The organism is Paenibacillus contaminans (assembly GCF_003285015.1).
Taxonomy (GTDB): domain Bacteria; phylum Bacillota; class Bacilli; order Paenibacillales; family NBRC-103111; genus Paenibacillus_V; species Paenibacillus_V contaminans.
Genome location: NZ_QMFB01000031.1, coordinates 16,876 through 35,349, shown reverse-complemented (window position 1 = coordinate 35,349; position 18,474 = coordinate 16,876). Strand labels below are relative to the sequence as shown.

Annotated in this window: 17 protein-coding genes and 1 riboswitch; of the genes, 16 read left to right on the top strand and 1 reads right to left on the bottom strand. The window is 55.3% G+C overall.

Annotation, left to right across the window (positions count from 1 at the left end):
• Positions 1-10 precede the first annotated feature (10 nt).
• The 6 genes from DQG23_RS33765 (at position 11) to DQG23_RS33740 (ending at position 6,614) form a co-directional block, all read left to right on the top strand.
• Positions 11-877: a carbohydrate ABC transporter permease gene (locus tag DQG23_RS33765; RefSeq protein WP_113035447.1), complete on the top strand. Its 867-nt coding sequence runs from the start codon at positions 11-13 to the stop codon at positions 875-877.
• Between the two features lie 94 nt (positions 878-971).
• Entirely contained in the window at positions 972-2,573 is a 1,602-nt protein-coding gene (locus DQG23_RS33760; RefSeq protein ID WP_113035446.1) for an extracellular solute-binding protein, read from the top strand.
• 138 nt (positions 2,574-2,711) lie between these two features.
• Positions 2,712-3,866: an N-acetylglucosamine-6-phosphate deacetylase gene (nagA, locus tag DQG23_RS33755; protein ID WP_113035445.1), complete on the top strand. Its 1,155-nt coding sequence runs from the start codon at positions 2,712-2,714 to the stop codon at positions 3,864-3,866.
• A gap of 417 nt (positions 3,867-4,283) precedes the next feature.
• A complete protein-coding gene (locus tag DQG23_RS33750; protein ID WP_113035444.1) occupies positions 4,284-4,775 on the top strand; it encodes an Lrp/AsnC family transcriptional regulator in 492 nt (163 codons plus the stop codon).
• A 12-nt stretch (positions 4,776-4,787) separates the two neighbouring features.
• Positions 4,788-5,966, top strand: a complete 1,179-nt coding sequence (locus DQG23_RS33745) for an aminotransferase class I/II-fold pyridoxal phosphate-dependent enzyme (RefSeq protein WP_113035443.1) — start codon at positions 4,788-4,790, stop codon at positions 5,964-5,966.
• A 369-nt stretch (positions 5,967-6,335) separates the two neighbouring features.
• Positions 6,336-6,614, top strand: a complete 279-nt coding sequence (locus DQG23_RS33740) for an aspartyl-phosphate phosphatase Spo0E family protein (RefSeq protein ID WP_113035442.1) — start codon at positions 6,336-6,338, stop codon at positions 6,612-6,614.
• 105 nt (positions 6,615-6,719) lie between these two features.
• Here DQG23_RS33740 and DQG23_RS33735 read toward each other — a convergent pair whose 3' ends face one another.
• Entirely contained in the window at positions 6,720-7,499 is a 780-nt protein-coding gene (locus tag DQG23_RS33735; RefSeq protein ID WP_113035441.1) for a barstar family protein, read from the bottom strand.
• A 283-nt stretch (positions 7,500-7,782) separates the two neighbouring features.
• On the opposite strand from DQG23_RS33735, the gene DQG23_RS33730 reads away from it, so the two are divergent.
• The 10 genes from DQG23_RS33730 to DQG23_RS33685 all read left to right on the top strand — a co-directional run bounded on the left by DQG23_RS33730 (position 7,783) and on the right by DQG23_RS33685 (position 18,446).
• On the top strand, positions 7,783-8,340 hold the full coding sequence (locus DQG23_RS33730) for an extracellular solute-binding protein (RefSeq protein WP_113035440.1): 558 nt from the start codon (positions 7,783-7,785) through the stop codon (positions 8,338-8,340).
• Between the two features lie 84 nt (positions 8,341-8,424).
• Positions 8,425-8,616, top strand: a riboswitch (cobalamin riboswitch).
• A 215-nt stretch (positions 8,617-8,831) separates the two neighbouring features.
• Positions 8,832-9,884, top strand: coding sequence for an ABC transporter substrate-binding protein (locus DQG23_RS33725; RefSeq protein WP_238178163.1), 1,053 nt, complete (start codon positions 8,832-8,834; stop codon positions 9,882-9,884).
• Between the two features lie 22 nt (positions 9,885-9,906).
• Complete coding sequence (locus DQG23_RS33720) at positions 9,907-10,941, top strand: FecCD family ABC transporter permease (RefSeq protein ID WP_113035439.1); 1,035 nt, start codon at positions 9,907-9,909, stop codon at positions 10,939-10,941.
• 25 nt (positions 10,942-10,966) lie between these two features.
• Positions 10,967-11,749, top strand: coding sequence for an ABC transporter ATP-binding protein (locus DQG23_RS33715; RefSeq protein WP_113035438.1), 783 nt, complete (start codon positions 10,967-10,969; stop codon positions 11,747-11,749).
• Positions 11,750-11,788: 39 nt separating this feature from the next.
• Complete coding sequence (cobT, locus tag DQG23_RS33710) at positions 11,789-12,835, top strand: nicotinate-nucleotide--dimethylbenzimidazole phosphoribosyltransferase (RefSeq protein ID WP_113035437.1); 1,047 nt, start codon at positions 11,789-11,791, stop codon at positions 12,833-12,835.
• A 165-nt stretch (positions 12,836-13,000) separates the two neighbouring features.
• Positions 13,001-13,573 (top strand): bifunctional adenosylcobinamide kinase/adenosylcobinamide-phosphate guanylyltransferase, encoded by a 573-nt coding sequence (gene cobU, locus DQG23_RS33705; protein ID WP_113035436.1) that lies wholly within the window; start codon positions 13,001-13,003, stop codon positions 13,571-13,573.
• 50 nt (positions 13,574-13,623) lie between these two features.
• Complete coding sequence (cbiB, locus tag DQG23_RS33700) at positions 13,624-14,613, top strand: adenosylcobinamide-phosphate synthase CbiB (protein WP_420330266.1); 990 nt, start codon at positions 13,624-13,626, stop codon at positions 14,611-14,613.
• Entirely contained in the window at positions 14,592-15,437 is an 846-nt protein-coding gene (gene cobS / locus DQG23_RS33695) for an adenosylcobinamide-GDP ribazoletransferase (RefSeq protein ID WP_238178162.1), read from the top strand. Before cbiB ends, cobS begins: the two co-directional genes overlap by 22 nt.
• A gap of 117 nt (positions 15,438-15,554) precedes the next feature.
• Entirely contained in the window at positions 15,555-16,637 is a 1,083-nt protein-coding gene (gene cobD / locus DQG23_RS33690; RefSeq protein WP_113035435.1) for a threonine-phosphate decarboxylase CobD, read from the top strand.
• 189 nt (positions 16,638-16,826) lie between these two features.
• Positions 16,827-18,446, top strand: coding sequence for a cobyric acid synthase (locus tag DQG23_RS33685; RefSeq protein ID WP_113035434.1), 1,620 nt, complete (start codon positions 16,827-16,829; stop codon positions 18,444-18,446).
• Positions 18,447-18,474: the final 28 nt, after the last annotated feature.

Genomic DNA, 18,474 nt, shown 5'->3' with positions numbered 1-18,474 from the left:
GGGGTATTGCTTGAAGGCTACGAAAGGCGAGAAGCTGTTTTACGGTCTCAATTATTTATTTTTGGCGGCATGCGGCTTGTTGGCGGTATTTCCGTTCCTTTATATCGTCGCCGTATCAGTGACGCCGTATGTGGAAGTGATCCGGCACGGCGGCTTTATCATCCTGCCGCGCCAGATCACATTCGAGGCGTATCGGCAGCTGTTCGCCGAATCGGAAATTCCGCGGGCGTTTCTCAATTCGGTATTCATCACCGTGACATCCACGGCGCTCGGGCTTGTGCTGACGACGATGCTCGCCTTCGGGCTGGCCAAGAAATCGCTGCCCGGACGTCAGACCATTTTGCTGCTGCTGCTCTTTACGATGTTTTTCAGCGGAGGGCTCATTCCGCAATATTTGCTGATGAAATGGCTGGGGCTGTTGAATACGTACGGCGTGCTGATTTTGTCAGGGACTTTGTCGGTGTTCAATATGTTCGTCATGAAAGGCTTCTTCGAGAATTTGCCCGACGGTTTGGAGGAGGCTGCGCTGATCGACGGCGCTTCGGAGCTGCAAACGCTTTGGAAGGTGATTTTGCCGCTGTCGCGGCCGGTCATGGCTACGATCGGGCTGTTCTATGCCGTAGGCCATTGGAATTCGTTTTTTGAAGCGGTTCTGTATGTCCGCGATACGGCGAAGCATCCGCTTCAGCCTGTGCTTCAGAAAATGCTGATGGTTCCCGACGCGTCAGAAATTCTTGGCAGCATTGAGGATTACGTGCCAAGCGAAGCGGTGAAAATGGCTGCCGTCGTCGTTTCGATCCTGCCGATCCTGCTTGTATATCCGTTTCTGCAAAAGCATTTTACGAAAGGGGTGTTGCTTGGCTCGATCAAAGGCTAAGATGGTTGTAACCGCAGCGTAGTGTAACAGGGGTGGAAGGTTTGGAAGGAAAGCGGATGGAATAAAATGATGATGAGCGGGGGAATGGCAGTCCATGCGAAAATCAGGTGCTGTATTGATCACAATGAGTTTGCTCGCCGCGCTTTTTGCCGGGTGCTCCGGAAGCGGCAAAAAGCCGGAGGAAACGGCGGCAACGTCTACGCCCGGCGCAAGCGCCGGCGCCGCCAGTCCTAGCCCGGCCAAGACGCTGACGCCGCTAACGGTCGAAATCGACCGGTGGTATCCGTCAACGGTGGACTTCCCGGCGCCGGAAAAAAACGTGCTGCTGCAGCAAATCAAAAAAGATTTGAACATCGATTTGAAATATACGATTACGGGCGGGAAATCCGACGACTGGCGGGCGAAGCTCGGTACGCGGGTATCCGCCAACGACTTGCCTGACGTCATCTATTTCTTCAACATGGCGGATTACCGGACGGCAAGCTCGCAAGGGTACGTTATTCCGCTGAACGACCTTTTCAACGACAAAAATTTGCCGGAAAATATGAAGTGGGTAACGCCCGCCATGTTGAACTCGATGACGGACGACAACGGCAACTATTATGGAATTCCTGTACGTCCGTCACCGGCTATTCTCGGCTACTTCATTCGCAAGGACTGGTTGGATGCGCTGAATCTGAAGGTGCCGGAGACGGTCGAGGACTTTGCCAAAGTAGCCGCCGCATTCGCCACTCAGGATCCGGATAAGAACGGGAAGAACGATACGTATGGCTTTACCGCGTCCGGCTGCATGACCTGTCAGGATTACTGGGGACTGATCGCGCCGTTCACCGGCAACATCAGCCCGGATGAGTACATCGCGGACGGCGATACGGCTATCAAAGGCGGATTTACTTCTCCAGAGCTGAGGGCTTACTTGCAATACATGAATAAATTGATGAAGGACGGCGTGCTGGATCCGGACATCGCGACCAACGACGGCAACCGCAAAACGCAAAAAATCGAGCAAGGGCAAGCCGGCATTTTCATGTACACGGGCGATTACCCGCGCGGGATCGAAGCGAATATGAAAAAGCTGAATCCGAATGCGGAGCTCGTCTACGTTCCAGCTTTGACCGGTCCTGCGGGGAAAGCGTCACCGGCGCCGAAAGCGGGCGTAGCCAATGCGATCGGCATTACGCTGAAAGCGGCGAAAGACCCTGAGAAAGTGAAGCGGATCATCGAGATGATCAACTGGTCTTACGGCGGAATCGGCCAGGAGCTGATGCTGTTTGGCGAGGAAGGCGTGAATCATAAAAAAACGAACGGCAAAGTATCGGAAATTATCGACGGCAAACAGAACGATTATTTATCCGTATACGGCTTGACCGGAGGGATTTCCACCCTGTTCGGCGATCCCGATGTGCTTAAGCTGAAATATAAAGACCCCAAAGAAATGGCGGTTATCGAGAAGATGATCGCAAGCGTCGGCAAAGTGTCGTCCGTTTACAGCATCGGGGCGAAGGAACGGCCCGACTTGATGAACGATATTAAAAAGTATCGTGAGGAGATGATGGCGAAATTCATTTACGGCACCGTTTCCACGGACGATGCGGGCTGGAACGAATACGTCAAAACGCATAACGAGAAATACAAAGGCAATCAAGTGCGCGAAGCGATGATGAACGATTTGAAAAAAGCGGGCGTCATCAAGTAGCTCACAGCCTCCAAAACCACAGGTACACAGGTACAGTGGGATTGGAGGCTTTTTGTATACGAAAGAAGCCTCTCAAACATTGTAAGAGAAATAGGCTTCCTGTAGACTGATTGAAAGGCTTGCTAAGGGGGAAAAGGAATGTCATCCATGTTAATCAGTCATGTACGCCTTATCGAGAAAGACCGTATCGTCGAAGGAAGCTTGCTCGTGCGCGGCGGGCGTATTGAGTCCGTTCATAGCGGCTCCGATTCGCCGCCGGCTGTGGCAGCGGATACCTTCATCGACGGCGAGGGACAGCTGCTCATCCCGGGCATGATCGACGTCCATATCCACGGGGCCGACGGCTTCGATATGATGGACGGTACGCTCAGCAGCGTGGAGGCCGTCTCGAAGGCGTGCGCCCGGACGGGCTGTACGTCTTTTCTCGCGACTTCCGTATCGTCGTCTCTTGAGGATCTTCTTGCAATGATCGATAACGTTGTCAAGTTGGCCGGCAAAGAACCGGGTGCCCGTATTGCGGGCCTGCACCTGGAAGGTCCTTACTTGAACGTTAAGCGCAAGGGCATGCAGAACGAGAAGCATCTGCGCCATCCTGACAAGGAAGAAATGGAGCTTGTGCTTCGCAAAGCAGGCTCCCTTGTCAAGATGGTGACGCTGGCGCCCGAGCTGCCCGGCGGGCTCGACTTGGTCCGGATGCTGACGGAGCGCGGCATCGTTGCCGCCATAGCGCACACCGACGCTTCGTACGAGGAAGCCAAGGAAGCGTTCCGCGCGGGAGCGAGCCACGTGACCCATTGCTGCAACGGGATGCGTCCGATTCATCATCGCGAGCCCGGACCCGTCGTGGCGGCGTTCGAAGAGCCGCATGTGAGTGTTCAGGCGATCGTCGACGACGTTCATTTGCATCCGGCGATGGTGCGGCTGCTGTACCGGGAAAAAGGCGCGGACCGGATGGTGCTTATTACGGACGCCCTTCAGGCGATGGGCATGGGCGACGGCGAGTACTTGTTCGGCGGGCACAAAGTGCGCGTATCGGGCGGAATCGCCACGCTGCAGGACGGCACGCTTGCTTCCAGCACGGTGACGATGAACGAAGCGCTGGCCAAAGCGGTCAAAGCGGGCATTCCTTTGCCGGATGCCGTGCGAATGGCGACGGAGACCCCTGCGGACGTGCTCGGCCTTACGAGTAAAGGACGGATCGCGCCTTTGGCGGATGCCGATCTCGTGCTGTTGAACGAGCGGTTCGAGGTGATTCGGACGATAGTCGGCGGCAAAACGGTATTCATGCGCTGATCCGAGCTTCGTCGCTAGACCGTACGGTACTTGGCGCAATGGGCGATGGTCCCCGGTAAACGGTATTCATGCGCTGATCCGAGCTTCGTCGCTAGACCGTACGGTACTTGGCGCAATGGGCGATGGTCCCCGGTAAACGGTATTAACGCGCTAGTGCGAGCTTTGTCGTTCGACCGTAGGGTACTTAGCGCAATTGACGATAGTCCCCAATAAACAGTAATCACGCGCTGGTGCGAGCTTCGCTGTGCCGATTTTGGCAAAAAGACGAAGGATCGGGACGGAAAGCCTCCCGCCGCTCAAAGTGCGCGTTTTTTGCTTTGCACGATCTTGCGGTTTGGGTGTATAGTGGAACAAGGAACTCGGTATGCCGCCAACAAACCGGTCCGTATCATAAAAGCCACTGGGAGGTTTTACGAAATGAACGAACTGAAGATGAAAATTCTTGACCTACTCAAGGAAGACGCACGCAGAAGCGCGGATTTGATCGCGACGTTGCTGGGCGTGGATCGAGCGGAGGCGGCGGCGGCGATAGCGGAACTCGAACAAGATCACGTCATAGTTAAATATGCGACGGTAATTAACCAAAGCAAAGTGGACGATGAGAAAGTCACCGCTCTGATCGAAGTGCAAATTACGCCGGAACGCGGCCGCGGCTTTGATGCGATTGCGGAACGCGTCTATTTATATCCGGAAGTGAAATCGGTCTATCTGATGTCGGGCGCATACGATCTGCTCGTCGAAGTCGAAGGCAGAACGCTGAAGGAGGTCGCTTCGTTCGTATCTAACAAGCTGTCCCCGATCGACCGCGTCCTTTCAACGAAAACGCACTTTATTCTTAAAAAATACAAGCAAGACGGCATCATCTTCGAGGATCATGAAGAGGATCACCGGATGCTGATTACGCCGTAGGGGGAATCTGTCATGGAGAAGACGAAAACCATGCAAGATTATTTATCCCCGCTCGTGCGTTCCATACCGCCATCGGGGATTCGGAAATATTTTGATTTGGCAAGCGGCAGCAAGGATATTATTACGCTCGGAGTCGGCGAGCCCGATTTCGCAACGCCTTGGCATGTCCGCGAGGCATGCGTATATTCGCTTGAGCGCGGATTTACGAAATATACGTCGAATGCCGGGATGCCGGAGCTTCGCGAAGAAATTGCGGGCTATCTCGAAGGCAACTTCAATGTGAAATACGATCCGTCGAGCGAAGTGATCGTCACGGTAGGCGGAAGCGAAGCGATCGATTTGGCGTTTCGCGCGCTTATCGAGCCGGGCGATGAAATTTTGATTCCCGAGCCCTGCTTCGTGGCGTATTCGCCGATTACGTCGATCACCGGCGGCGTGCCCGTGGGCATCGAAACGTTCGCGAAGGACGGCTTCAAGCTGACGCCCGAAATGTTGAAGGCGCACATTACGCCGAAATCGAAGGTGCTGCTTCTCAGCTACCCCAGCAATCCGACCGGCGGCATCATGACGTATGAGGAAATGCTGCCGATCGCGAAGCTTGTCGAAGAGCATGACCTGATCGTCATTTCGGACGAAATTTACGCGGAGCTTACATACGGCCGCAAACATGTCAGCTTCGCGTCGCTGCCCGGCATGAAAGACCGGACGATACTCGTCAGCGGCTTCGCCAAGGCGTTTGCGATGACGGGATGGCGGCTCGGCTACGTGTGCGGACACCGTGAGCTGATTGCGGCGATGCTGAAAATTCATCAGTATACGGTCATGTGCGCGCCGGCGATGGCGCAGGTTGCCGCGCTGGAGGCTTTGCGAAACGGCATGGAGGAAAAGGACCGGATGATGGAGTCGTATAATCAGCGCCGCCGCTTGGTCGTGAAAGGCTTCCGCGACATCGGACTCGACTGCCACGAGCCGGAGGGCGCCTTTTATGCTTTCCCATCGATTGTCTCTACAGGAATGACCTCAGATGAATTTGCGCAGCGGCTTATTGTTGAAGCCAAGGTTGCGGTTGTTCCGGGACATGTATTCGGAAAGGGCGGGGAAGGTTATATCCGTTGCTCCTACGCTTCCTCGGTCAGCCAGCTTACGGAAGCGATCGATAGAATGGGCAATTTTTTGAAAAAACATAACTGACGATCGGCGCGTGCCGAAAGTAATGAGGATCTGTCCGCTCCCTAGCTGGGGCGGGCGGATCTTTTTTTGTAGTAGGGAATTCTCTTCGCGAGTTATGTCGCGGGTTGGTCGGCTGATGACGATTAATGTTTGATAGAGGACTTGCGCACTCGTCAAATCGATCGATATCTCTTACATTATTGGTATAAATATACATTGTTCAACAAATATTCACATCTATGAATTCATTATTCTGGCTTTTAAACTCATATTCTGGTATTTAATCCGGAAAAATGATAGAATGATTAATAGGACAAGCTCACTTTCGTTGGAAACCTATGGTTTCGCGATTCGCTCGTTCTGTACAAAATGATTAGGGAGGGGATTGCGATGGCATTGGTTCAGCATTATGTTACAGGTTCCAAGTATGTTCCTCTCATCCGCGAGAAAGACCCCCAGCCGCCTAGTTTGTACAGCAACACCGCTAGACGAACGCCGGAAGCGCTTTTGGAGGAGGAACTCGATTTTCTTCGCAACCAGCTCGCGCAGATGATCCGTAAGGAAAATTCGCTTACGTCCGAAGCCGTCGTTGAAGTGAGCAGAATGCTTGATATTAAAATCAATGAATACAATCACTACATAAATAAACGTTCAAAAAAAATCGATTAGATTTTGTCGAAGGTCCGCCCGCCGGGGCGGGCTTTTCTATGTCGAAATAGAGGCTGCTGCATACGTTAGTGCAGAGCTCCCGCTCATTGATTCGCCGGAACGGGATCATACCAAAGTCACTTGATGTGCAATAAACATATCTTTGAGATGAATGAGTCTTGCGAGATCAGCTCTTTTGACGTTCTTCATACAAATAAGCTCATCAAGATGCCTATTCCTAAAGTGAAGATGAAACGGCGGCTTTGCCCCGAACCCTCCGTAAAAACAGTCTTCGACACTGTCTAAACAAAAGCCGTAATATCCGCCCGGTCCGTTCATTGCTTCTCCCAAGGCGCAATAGAAGGATAGAATATCCGTTACATGAGTCATATCCAAATAAAAGTGTTCATTTTCGGCATCATTATTGCGGTACGTGTTGAACCGGGAGTGGAGGCGAACAACTTCCGACCAGCCTAATCTTTGTTTCTGTGACATACCGGCCCAGGTATTGATGACCGTTGGCTTTGCAATCATCCATTTCTTCCAAATTTTCATCGCTTCATAAGAAGGAGCAACCGAGAATCCGCCTGATAGCGCCAAATTCATTTTCTCCTGAAAGTTCGCGTTTTTAGGAAAAGAAAAAAGTTTGTGCGGAAAGAAACAATACGAGCCTATTCCCTTCCCGTCCTTCCCCAGTATATTTAGATTGAACCCCGATATTGTTATTTTGGATTTGGATGATAAGCAGTGCAAAATATACGCTTCGTCTACCCGCAAACCGACTAACGTTATGTCATAATGGTTGTCGGTAATTTGTTTTAGCTCGCTACCTGAAAGTCCGATAATATCCGTGCATTTCCCAATAATAAGACCGCTGACATCGTCAATAAGCAAATATTTGTTCATAACGCTCCTCCATCCGGAAAACGCGGACCGAAGATACTCGGGCAAACCTGAGGTGTAAACGAATCGCGCTGTCAACCGCCAAATCCCATATGTTACTAGTATAACGGATGCCGAGGAAAACGGTATGATAGCCCACTCAAAATTCCCCTCGTTAAATCGTGAAATTCCAAAAAAATAAGCTGCGCAATCTTACCGGGAATCAACTGGAATAATTGGCGGCGGGATGCGGATTTATGCTATTCTAGTGATAGCGGAAATTGAGGAGAAGGAGAGCATACGAGAGATGAGAAAGAAATGGCTGACGGGGGTTTTGCTCCTTGCCGTTATGGCGGTCGCGCTTGTTGGATGCGGCGGTCCGAAAGCGGATGTAATGGTTTTCATCATGACCAACAACATCCCTGTCGACGGAGACAAGCTTGCCGAGGATTTGAAGGCGAAGGTTGGCGAAACGCCGACGACCGACGTGATGACAAGCCCGATGTTTTCGATGGACAAGCTCTTTGTCGAATTGGCTGCCGGCGACAGCGATTTATTCGTCGTACCGAAGGAGCAGTTTGAAGCGTTTGCGCGGCAAGGCGGCCTTGTCATTTTGGATGAGGTTTTTAAAGCGGAGGATTACCCGGGCGGCGTCGTTGAAGCGCCGGTTGACACGGGCAGCAAGGATTCGAAGCAGGAGCCGAAGCTGGAAAAGCATCTGTACGGCATTCCGATGAACGATACGAAATGGCTTAAAGACGGCGGCTACCGCGGCAAAGAAGAAATGTATGCGTTCGTCCACCCTCGCTCCAAGCAAGTGGAGGAAACGAAGGAAATCTTGAAAAAACTGTCCGTGAAAGAGTAGACGGGCTGTTAAAATAATCATTGTCACCCATGCGGAAGTGTCCTATAATCGGGGATGAAGATTGGACGCTTGAAAGCAGTTGAATAGCGATTGTCGCCGAAAGGTGCGTTGCAGCCGCAGTTGTAACGCTTAATAGGGAAGCCGGTGGAAATCCGGCACGGTCCCGCCACTGTAATACGGGGATAGCTTCACGATGCCACTGTTCGTACCGGATGGGAAGGCGAAGCTGTCAATAAACCCGTAAGTCAGGAGACCTGCCTTTCGGAGCTAGCTTGCGAAATCCTTCGAGGAAAAGGATCCGGCTTAACGGAAAGTCTGTACGCGGCCGTAACGTTTCGCCGCGGCAGTTACTTTATCCCTGTTTTGTCGTTCCCTCTGTCCTTACGGATAGAGGGTTTTTCGTTTTAATGCTCATGCACGTTCGCACGCATTCAATCGTTTATCAGGCTCCTCTCGCCATTATAGATCGATGAGAAGGAGAGAAAGCGCGAATGAAAGAGACGAATCAAGTAACGAAGCAACAAACGCTCCCGGCTTCGGGACGCAAAAAATGGACGACCGGCAAAGCGATCATGACTGTCGTGCTTGCCCTCGTTCTGGCCCTGAGCCTGTTCGGCTGCGGCACCAAAGAGGAACCAAAAGGGGAGCTCAGCTCGCCTGGCAAGTCGGCGGCAAGCGCGTCGCCTAGCGCATCGCCAAGCGCGTCGGTGAAGCCTGCAGCTGCGCAAACGAAATATCCGCTGACGATTAAGGACGCTTCGGGCGTGGAAGTGACGTTCGAGAAAGCTCCTGAGAAGGTCGTTTCGCTCGCGCCGAGCGAGACGGAAATTATTTTCTCGGTCGGAGCCGGCGATAAAGTGATCGGCGTCGATAAATTCAGCAACTTCCCGGAGCAAGCGAAATCGAAGCCGCAGGTCGGCGACACCAATACGAACCTGGAGACGCTGATCGGAATGGCGCCGGATGTCGTATTCGCCAACTCGATCAACAAGAAAGTCGTCGATAAAATACGCGAGCTGAATATCAAGGTGTTCATGGGCGATCCGAAAACGCTGGATCAAACGATCGCTCACATCGAGGAAATCGGCACGATTATGAACAAGCAGGATGAGGGAAAAAAGACGGCCGATAAAATGCGCGCCGACAAGCAAAAAATCGTCGATGACGTGAAAAACGCGCCGAAGAAAAAAGTGTACATGGAATTCAATCCGGGCTGGACGGTCGGAGACGGCGAATTTATGGATGAGCTCGTAAGGCTTGCGGGCGGCGAGAATGTCGGCGCCGGCAAAGCGGGCTGGTACAAAATCGACTCGGAAGCGATCATCAAGAAAAATCCGGAAATTATCGTGTATTCGGCCGGCGGAAACGTGAAGGATACCGTGCTTGAAGACATTCAGAAGCGTCCGGGCTGGGATCAGGTCGATGCCGTTAAGAACAAGAAGCTCGTTCCGATTAACGAGGATATCGTAAGCCGCGTAGGTCCCCGTCTGACCGAAGCGCTTCTCGAGATCGCTAAAGCCGCACACCCGGATCTGGTGAAATAACCGAAACGATGTTGGTGACAAGATGAAAAGAAAGCTGTTTATTTACGGAGGAGCCGCTATCGCGCTCCTCTTGTTTTCCATCGTGGTCAGTTTATCGTTAGGCTCCGCCAACCTGCCCCTATCGGAGGTATGGCGCATTTTGCTTAACAAAATACCCGGACTCGGAAGTTTGATCACGCCGGATTGGCAGACAACCAGCGAAACGATTATTTTGAAGGTGAGGCTGCCTAGACTGGCGCTGGCACTGGTCGTCGGCGCGGCGCTAGCCGTGGCCGGCGCCGGCTTTCAGGGCGTGCTCCGCAATCCTCTGGCCGACCCGTATACGCTGGGGGTCGCGACAGGCGCATCGGTCGGCGCATCGGTCATTATTTTAACGGGGATGCAGACGGCTTTGGGGCAATGGACGGTCCCGCTCGTGGCGTTCGTGACGGGGATATTAACGCTCGTCATCGTATTCAGGCTTGCCGGTACGCAAGGAGTCATGCGTCTTGAGACGCTTATTTTATCGGGTGTCGTCGTGCAGGCGTTTCTCGGCGCCTTCGTTTCGTTCATGGTGACGCTGTCCAAAAGCGTCGTCAATGAAATTTTATTCTGGCAGATGGGCAGCGTTGCGATGCGCGGCTGGTCATACTCCGGCGTCGTGCTTCCTTATTTGCTGGTCGGGACGGCGATTCTCCTCTACTTCGGCAGATCGCTTAATTTGCTGGCGCTCGGCGAGCGTCAAGCGGCGCATCTGGGCGTCAACGTCTCGCGCACGCGGCTGGTCGTTCTGATCGTATCTACGCTCATGACTGCCGCGGCCGTTTCCGTTTCGGGTGTCGTCGCTTTCGTCGGTCTCGTGATTCCTCATCTTGTCAGGCTTGTGGTCGGACCGGATTATCGGCTTATTATCCCGCTGTCCACGATCGTCGGCTCCGTTTATTTGATCTGGGCCGATACGCTGGCGCGCTTGGTGCTGAGCCCGAAGGACATTCCGCTCGGAATCGTAACGGCGCTGCTGGGCGCTCCTTTCTTCGCATATTTGCTCAGCAGGCAGAAGAAACGTTTAAGCGGTTAATGATGACGAGAGAGGGGGAAAACGGATGATTTCGTTTAGCGACGTGCGAAAATCGTTCGGAGGCAGACCAGTGCTGAACAGCGTTAGCTTTAACGTGAGGCAGGGCGAGATGCTCGGCATTATCGGTCCGAACGGCGGCGGCAAATCGACGCTGCTGCGAATCATGTCCGGGGTCGATGCCCCTACGGCCGGCGAAGCCTATCTGGAAGGAAAGCCGGTCGAACGCTATAGCCGCAAGGAATTAGCCCGATTCCTTGCGGTTCTTCAGCAGGATGCGCTGCCGCCCGTCGGCTTCACGGTACGCGAAGTGATTGAAATGGGGAGGTACCCGTTTCAAAATTGGCTTGGAGACGATGAACGCGACGCCGCGGATTCGATCGATCGGATCATTGAACAGCTGGGGCTGAATGCACTATCGGACCGGACTTTGGAGCATCTGAGCGGCGGCGAACGGCAGCGGGTGGCGCTGGGCAAGGCGATGGCGCAGGAGCCCAAGCTGCTTCTGCTGGACGAACCGACAACGTATCTGGATATCGGGTATCAAGTTCAAATGATGGATTATATTAGAGGTTGGCAGAAGGAGACGGAGCTGACCGTCATCGCGGTGCTGCACGATCTGAACGTGGCGGCGCAATATTGCGACCGCCTGCTTGTGCTCCATGACGGCGGAGTCGCGGCGTTAGGGGCGCCGGGCGATGTGCTTGACGCGCCGCTCATTACACGCGTATATGGAACGGAGCCGTTGATCGTGCCTCATCCGGTAAGCGGCGTGCCGCAAATTTTGCTGCAATCGAGGCTTATGGCTTAGAATAGAAGCTGCAAGAATCGGCCAAAGGAGGAATCGATAATGACAATCGAGGAGATGATCGCCCGTATCGGCCCGTTAGATGAAGCGGCGATGGCCGAAGCGGCCAAACACGCGGATCAATTGACGAAACCGCCGGGCAGTCTCGGCAGGCTTGAAGCGGTAGCCTGTCAGGCGGCCGGAATTACGGGGGACAAAATTCCCGCCCTCGATCGCAAGGCGGTCATCGTCATGGCGGGGGATCACGGCGTTTGCGCGGAAGGGGTCAGCGCGTTTCCGGCTGAAGTAACGGGGCTGATGGTCGCGAACTTTCTGAACGGCGGCGCGGCCGTTAACGTTTTTGCGCGCCACGCCGGCGCAGATGTCGTATGCGTCGATATCGGCGTCGATGCGGACGTGAATCATCCTCGGCTCGTCTCGCGCAAAGTCAGACGCGGGACGGCCAATATGGCTCAAGGACCGGCGATGTCGCGGGAGGAAGCGATGGCGGCGATCCGGGTCGGCTACGATATTGTCGGCGAGCTGGTTGACGAGGGTTATCGGCTGTTCGCGACAGGCGAGATGGGAATCGGCAACACGACGCCGAGCTCGGCGATGCTGGCCGTGTTAGCCGGGCTCGACGTATCAGCGGCCGTAGGCCGGGGCACGGGCATCGACGAGGAGCGTTTGAAGCATAAGCAGGAAATCGTGCGCCGCGCGATCGCAATCAATAAGCCGGATGCAAGCGATCCGCTCGATGTGCTGGCTAAAGTCGGAGGATTGGAGATCGCAGGCCTTGTCGGCGTTATTTTGGGCGCTGCGGCAAGACGTTGTCCGGTCGTCATCGACGGATTTATTTCGACGGCGGCGGCTCTGGCGGCGAGTCGTCTGGCGCCGCAATCGGCGGCGTACATGATCCCGTCGCACTTGTCGAACGAGCAGGGACATGCCGCCGCGCTGGAAGCGATCGGTCTGGCGCCGATGATCCAGCTGGACCTGCGGCTTGGCGAAGGAACGGGCGCGGCATTATGTTTTCTTTTGGTGGAAGCGGCTTTGAAAATGATGCGCGAGATGGCGACGTTCGAGAGCGCGGGCATTCCGGGAGCATAAACCTGTAATGGACGCGGCGTGAACGCTTATTTTTGAGCGGAAGGCAGTAAAGGAGAGCGGTCGGAATCCCATCCCCCGTTCCTCCCCACGCGCTAACGTAATTTCGCTCCGAATACGCCGTTTTTCTTGTATAAAAGAACATAAAGTATGCCGGGAGGCTTGAACATGCTCGTATTGATAACCGGGGGCGCAAGGAGCGGCAAAAGCTCGTTTGCGGAACGTTACGCGGCGCATCTCGGCGGCAGCGGTACGTATATCGCCACCTGTCAATTGTACGATGACGAGATGCGCGAACGGGTGGATCGGCATAAGCGGGATCGCGTTACCTCCGGCTTTCCTTGGACGACTGTGGAAGAGCCGTATGATTTGGCTGCACGGCTTGACGCCATAAGCGCCGTCGGGTCGCATGAAACAAATCAACGTCCGCTCGTTCTCGTTGATTGCTTGACACTCTGGCTGACTAACTGGCTGTTGACCGAGGAGAACGATCCTGGAGCCGAGAGAACGACGGCCAAGATGAAAGAACTCGTGGAAGCGGCCGTACGTTTTGACGGAAATTTGCTATTGGTAACGAACGAGGTCGGCAGCGGCATCGTGCCGGAGTACAGGCTAGGACGGGTGTTTCGCGACTTGGCAGGGCAGCTGAACCGTCAGTTGGCCGCCGTAAGCGATCAAGTGTTTCTCGTTACCGCCGGCATTCCGCTGGAAATCAAGAGCAGGGCGTTCACCTTCGATTGACGATGGCGAATCGGCAATACGAGTAATGACAAAACGGGGAGTGGCGGCAAGTGCTGCTGTTTGGATGGAACGAAATATTATGGATGACGGCAACCGCCATCGTAATCGATATGTTGATCGGCGATCCGCGCTGGCCGACGCATCCGGTTATTTGGATCGGCAGGCTGATCAAGCGGCTGGAACGACTGCTGCGGCGGGGGCAAGAGACGACAGGCGGCGAGGAGCCCGCTGCTCTTCGCCGTAAAGGAATGATTCTCGCGGCGGTTACGGTAGGCTGCTCGGGCGCCGCCATGTGGCTTCTCGTCTGGGTTTGCAGTCTGCTGCACCCGTGGCTCGGCTATGCGGTCAACACCTGGTTCATATCGACCACGATTGCGATTAAAGGCTTGAAGGATGCCGCCTATTTGGTGTACCGTCCGCTGACTGACAACCGTTTGGAGGAAGCCCGCAAATATGTCGGTTATATCGTCGGCAGAGATACCGAGCGAATGGACGAACCGGAAATAACGCGCGCTGCCGTAGAAACCGTAGCCGAAAATATTGTGGACGCCGTCGTGTCGCCCCTTTTCTTCGCGCTTTTGGGAGGGGCTCCGCTGGCGATGGCTTACCGCGCAACCAATACGCTGGATTCGATGGTAGGTTACAAGAATGATAAATATTTGTACTTCGGCTGGTGCTCCGCCCGGCTCGACGATGTTCTGAATTGGCTGCCCGCCCGTTTGACCGGCGTTCTGCTTACTTTATTGGCCTTCGCCGACCCGCGCCTTTCCGGCGCGCGCGCATGGCGGGCCATTCGTACGTTTGCGCATCTGCACCCGAGCCCGAACAGCGGTATTCCGGAGTCGGCGGTGGCCGGGGCGCTCGGCGTCGAGCTTGGCGGACTGAATTACTACGGCGGGGTCGCAAGCGACCGAGCCCGCATGGGCTGGCCGCTTAAGGAGCTGAATCGCGAGCATATCGTCATGACAGTGCGTCAGCTGTACGGGGTCGGCTTGCTGTTATTTATGGGAGGGCTGTTGTGGGCGCAACTGCTTGGCTAAAACAATGGATGCATGCGGCAATCGCCGCTTTTCAATTGCTGACAAGGCTTCCTTTGCCAATCGCGATCGACTATACGGATGCCGTATTTCGCCGGAGCGTCGTCTTTTATCCGCTCGTAGGCGCGTTTCTCGGCCTCCTGCTGGCCGCCGCGGGCACGGGGCTGCCATATGCGCTTCCGGCTTTTCCCTCCGCAGTGCTGCTTCTCGGCTTATGGATCTATGCGACGGGAGCGCTTCACCTCGACGGTCTGATGGATACGGCGGACGGCATATTCAGCAATCGCCCGCGGGAGCAAATACTCGAGATCATGAAGGACAGCCGGGTAGGGGCGATGGGAGTCGTAGCGGGCGTTTTCATTTTGCTGCTGAAGCTGTCGCTGCTGACTGCTCTGCTGGATGCAGGCTGGCGGCAAGCTGTACCGTATATAATCTGCATCCCGCTGTGGAGCCGCGCTTTTATGGTCGTCTCGATCCGCTGCTGGCCTTATGCGCGGCAGGGGCAAGGGATGGGCTCGTATTATCGCGGCGTAGGGACGAGGCATACGGCTGCGGCATTGCTTGCAGCGGCCGCGATGACGTTCGCGATCGTTTTGACCGCGCAGTTTTGGGATATGGAGCACGCAGCGCCTGCGATCCGAACGGCCGCTTTCGTCACCTGCGGATTCGGGCTGGTTTCCTTGGCGAGCGGTACGCTGTTGAATAGGCGGATGTCCGCAAAGCTGGGAGGATTAACAGGCGACACCTACGGAGCGGGTAACGAGCTTGTGGAGACGGGCCTGCTGCTCGGTGTGGCCGTCTGGGCAAGATTGGGCTTAGGCCTATAGTTGATGGGGGCGGCTTACGCATAACAAACCGCTTCCAATCCCCGTATGCAAAGATAGTGAACGAAATTGGCGGGGTCCTGTGCGCAGGCATTTTGAATGGAGAAAGGTGGCTGCAGCATGCTGGAGCGATACGGACATGGCGGCGATTTGCTGACGGCGGCGGAGACGTTCGGTTTGTCGGCGAAAACGTTTCTCGATTACAGCTCGAATATGAATCCGTTCGGTCCGCCGGCGGCGGTAAAAACGATTTTTGAGGAGCGCTGGGCGGATATCGCGGCTTATCCAGATCCGGCTGTAAGGGAGCTGCGGCAGCAAATCGCCGACAGGTACGGGGTGCCTGCCGAAAGCGTGCTGGCAGGCAATGGCGCCGCGGAGTTGATCGATCTTGTCGTCCGCGTCCTGCAGCCGAAGGTGACGGCGCTTGCCCGCCCTTGCTTCGTGGAATACGAGGAAGCGGTACATAAAATTGGCGGAAGCGCAATTGACATCCGTTTACGCGAAGAGGAAGACTTCGAGCTGTCGGAGGCCGCGCTGAGCGAAGCGATAGAGGGCGCCGACCTGCTGTTTCTCGGCCATCCGAACAATCCGACGGGACGGCTCATTCCGCAGTCCGTTCTGGCAAAAGCTGCCGCTTCGGGCAAACGGATCGTGCTGGACGAGGCATTTATCGATTTCAGCCCGGAGGAAGAGGAGAGAAGCATGATCCGGCAAGCCGCCGTTTCGGAAACGCTGTTCGTTATCCGCTCGATGACGAAGTTTTTTGCGATTCCGGGCATCCGGCTAGGCTTTATCGTCGCCCATCCGGATTGGATTGCGAAACTGCGCGCGCTTCAGGTCGCCTGGAGCGTGAATACGATTGCGCAGCTGATCGGAACGGAAGTGCTGGCCGACCGCGATTATGCGCGCCAAACGCTGGAATGGCTGCTGGCCGAACGCCCGAGGCTGGCATCGCGGCTCGAGGCGCTCGGCATCAAGACGTATCCGAGCGATACCAATTACATGCTGCTGCGGCTGCCGCATCCCGAAAAGCTCGACGTCAAGCAGCTGCAGCGGAAGCTGGGCGGGCGCGGGGTGCTTATCCGGGACGCTTCGCTGTTTAAGGGGCTCGATCGCGCTTACCTTCGCATCGCCATCAAGCTCCGCGGCGATAACGAACGTCTCGTTTCGGAGCTCGAGCGGGAGCTGAACGGCTTGCAGTAAGGGAAAACGCGTATATGCTGCCGGAGAAAGGAAGCGGCATGTTAACGCTGCATGGGAAGTTGCGAGGTTTGACAACAGCCATGTGACCGGGTACCGCGCGACGGGAGTCGCGCACGGTACGGAAAAAACTGCTCAGATTTTCATCGTCAAATCATGATGACTTTGCAGTGATTGTAAAGGAGGTATGGAATGGACGCGTTTCACGATAAGCGCCGCGGGCGAACGCTGATGGTTCAAGGCACGGCGTCGGATGTCGGCAAAAGCGTCGTCGTCGCCGCGTTATGCCGCATATTTTTGCAGGATGGGCATCGGGTGGCGCCGTTCAAATCGCAAAATATGTCGCTTAATTCCTATGTGACGCCGGACGGCAAAGAAATCGGCCGCGCTCAAGGGATGCAGGCCGATGCTTGCCGCATTGCCGCGACAACCGACATGAACCCGATTTTGCTCAAGCCGACGAAGGAAATGGTGTCGCAGGTCGTCGTTCACGGGAAGCCGCTGAGAGATTACGATGCCAGATCGTACCGGGAACACTATTTGCCGAAGGCGGAATCGATCGTCAAAGAAGCGTTGGAAAGGCTGCGCGGCCAATACGACGCGATTGTCATCGAAGGGGCGGGCAGCCCTGCAGAAGTGAATTTGAAGGACCGCGACATCGTCAACATGCGGCTCGCCGGTTGGGCGGATGCGCCGGTCGTGCTCGTGGCCGATATCGATCGCGGAGGCGTGTTCGCCGCGATTGTCGGGACGCTCGACATTTTGGAGCCGGAGGAGCGGGACCGCGTCAAGGGTTTCATCATCAACAAGTTCCGCGGCGATGTGAGCTTGCTGAAGCCCGGACTCGACTGGCTGGAGCAGCGCACGGGCAAGCCGGTGCTGGGCGTCGTTCCTTACCTGCATGATCTCGGACTCGAGGATGAGGATTCCGCTTCGCTCGATGCCAAGAGACAGCGCGGCCAGCTGGAAGGCAAACGCCGTTCCGCAGCGTCGGATCGAGGCGAAACGGATGCGGACAATGCCGAGCGGCTTTTGGATATCGCCGTCATCAGGCTGCCGCGGATTTCGAACTTTACGGATTTCGATCCGCTGTTTGCCGAAGACGACGTTTCCGTGCGTTATGTTACCGCTCCCGAGCAGCTTGGCAAGCCCGATGCGATCCTGCTGCCCGGCAGTAAAAATACGGTGGAGGATCTGCTGTTTTTGAGGGAGACGGGGCTCGAAGCGCATATTATGAATTATGTGCTGCAAGGCGGCCGGCTTGCCGGCATTTGCGGCGGCTACCAGATGCTTGGCCGGACGCTGCATGACCCGTATGGCGTAGAATCTTCCCAAGAGACGGTATCGGGACTGGGGCTTTTTCCTGCAGTAACGACATTTGCACGGGACAAAAGAACGGAACGCGTCGCCGGTTTCGCGGACGGATGGGGGGAAGCGGCTGAGCCGCTTCCGATCGACGGCTATGAAATCCATATGGGCGAAACGCGTTTTGTCGAGCCTGTCGCTCACCCGTTTCGAGTCGGCCTGGAGCGAGAAGCCGGTCCCGACCGCGATCTGCATCCGGAAGGGTGCATGTCCGGGGACGGGAAAATATGGGGCACTTATGTCCACGGGATTTTGCATAATGACGGGCTGCGCCGCGAGTGGCTAAACCGGCTGCGTGCCGATAATGGGTGGGAGCCGCTGCCCATCACGCTTTTCTATAGGGAGAAGCGGGAAGCCGCTTTCGACAAGCTTGCGGATCATGTGCGAAGTCATTTGGACATGGAGCGCATTTATGCGATGATGGCTGTAGAAGCAACGGAATTGTAACGGTAAGGAACAACGGTTAAAGCGGTTA

Excerpts from the sequence above, each read along its gene's own strand:
- DQG23_RS33725 (WP_238178163.1), top strand. The coding sequence starts at position 8,832 with ATGAAAGAGACGAATCAAGTAACGAAGCAACAAACGCTCCCGGCTTCG.
- DQG23_RS33745 (WP_113035443.1), top strand. The coding sequence starts at position 4,788 with ATGGAGAAGACGAAAACCATGCAAGATTATTTATCCCCGCTCGTGCGT.
- cobT (WP_113035437.1), top strand. The coding sequence starts at position 11,789 with ATGACAATCGAGGAGATGATCGCCCGTATCGGCCCGTTAGATGAAGCG.
- DQG23_RS33735 (WP_113035441.1), bottom strand. The coding sequence starts at position 7,499 with ATGAACAAATATTTGCTTATTGACGATGTCAGCGGTCTTATTATTGGG.
- DQG23_RS33760 (WP_113035446.1), top strand. The coding sequence starts at position 972 with ATGCGAAAATCAGGTGCTGTATTGATCACAATGAGTTTGCTCGCCGCG.
- cobU (WP_113035436.1), top strand. The coding sequence starts at position 13,001 with ATGCTCGTATTGATAACCGGGGGCGCAAGGAGCGGCAAAAGCTCGTTT.
- DQG23_RS33750 (WP_113035444.1), top strand. The coding sequence starts at position 4,284 with ATGAACGAACTGAAGATGAAAATTCTTGACCTACTCAAGGAAGACGCA.
- DQG23_RS33730 (WP_113035440.1), top strand. The coding sequence starts at position 7,783 with ATGAGAAAGAAATGGCTGACGGGGGTTTTGCTCCTTGCCGTTATGGCG.
- DQG23_RS33740 (WP_113035442.1), top strand. The coding sequence starts at position 6,336 with ATGGCATTGGTTCAGCATTATGTTACAGGTTCCAAGTATGTTCCTCTC.
- nagA (WP_113035445.1), top strand. The coding sequence starts at position 2,712 with ATGTCATCCATGTTAATCAGTCATGTACGCCTTATCGAGAAAGACCGT.
- DQG23_RS33715 (WP_113035438.1), top strand. The coding sequence starts at position 10,967 with ATGATTTCGTTTAGCGACGTGCGAAAATCGTTCGGAGGCAGACCAGTG.
- DQG23_RS33720 (WP_113035439.1), top strand. The coding sequence starts at position 9,907 with ATGAAAAGAAAGCTGTTTATTTACGGAGGAGCCGCTATCGCGCTCCTC.
- DQG23_RS33685 (WP_113035434.1), top strand. The coding sequence starts at position 16,827 with ATGGACGCGTTTCACGATAAGCGCCGCGGGCGAACGCTGATGGTTCAA.
- cobD (WP_113035435.1), top strand. The coding sequence starts at position 15,555 with ATGCTGGAGCGATACGGACATGGCGGCGATTTGCTGACGGCGGCGGAG.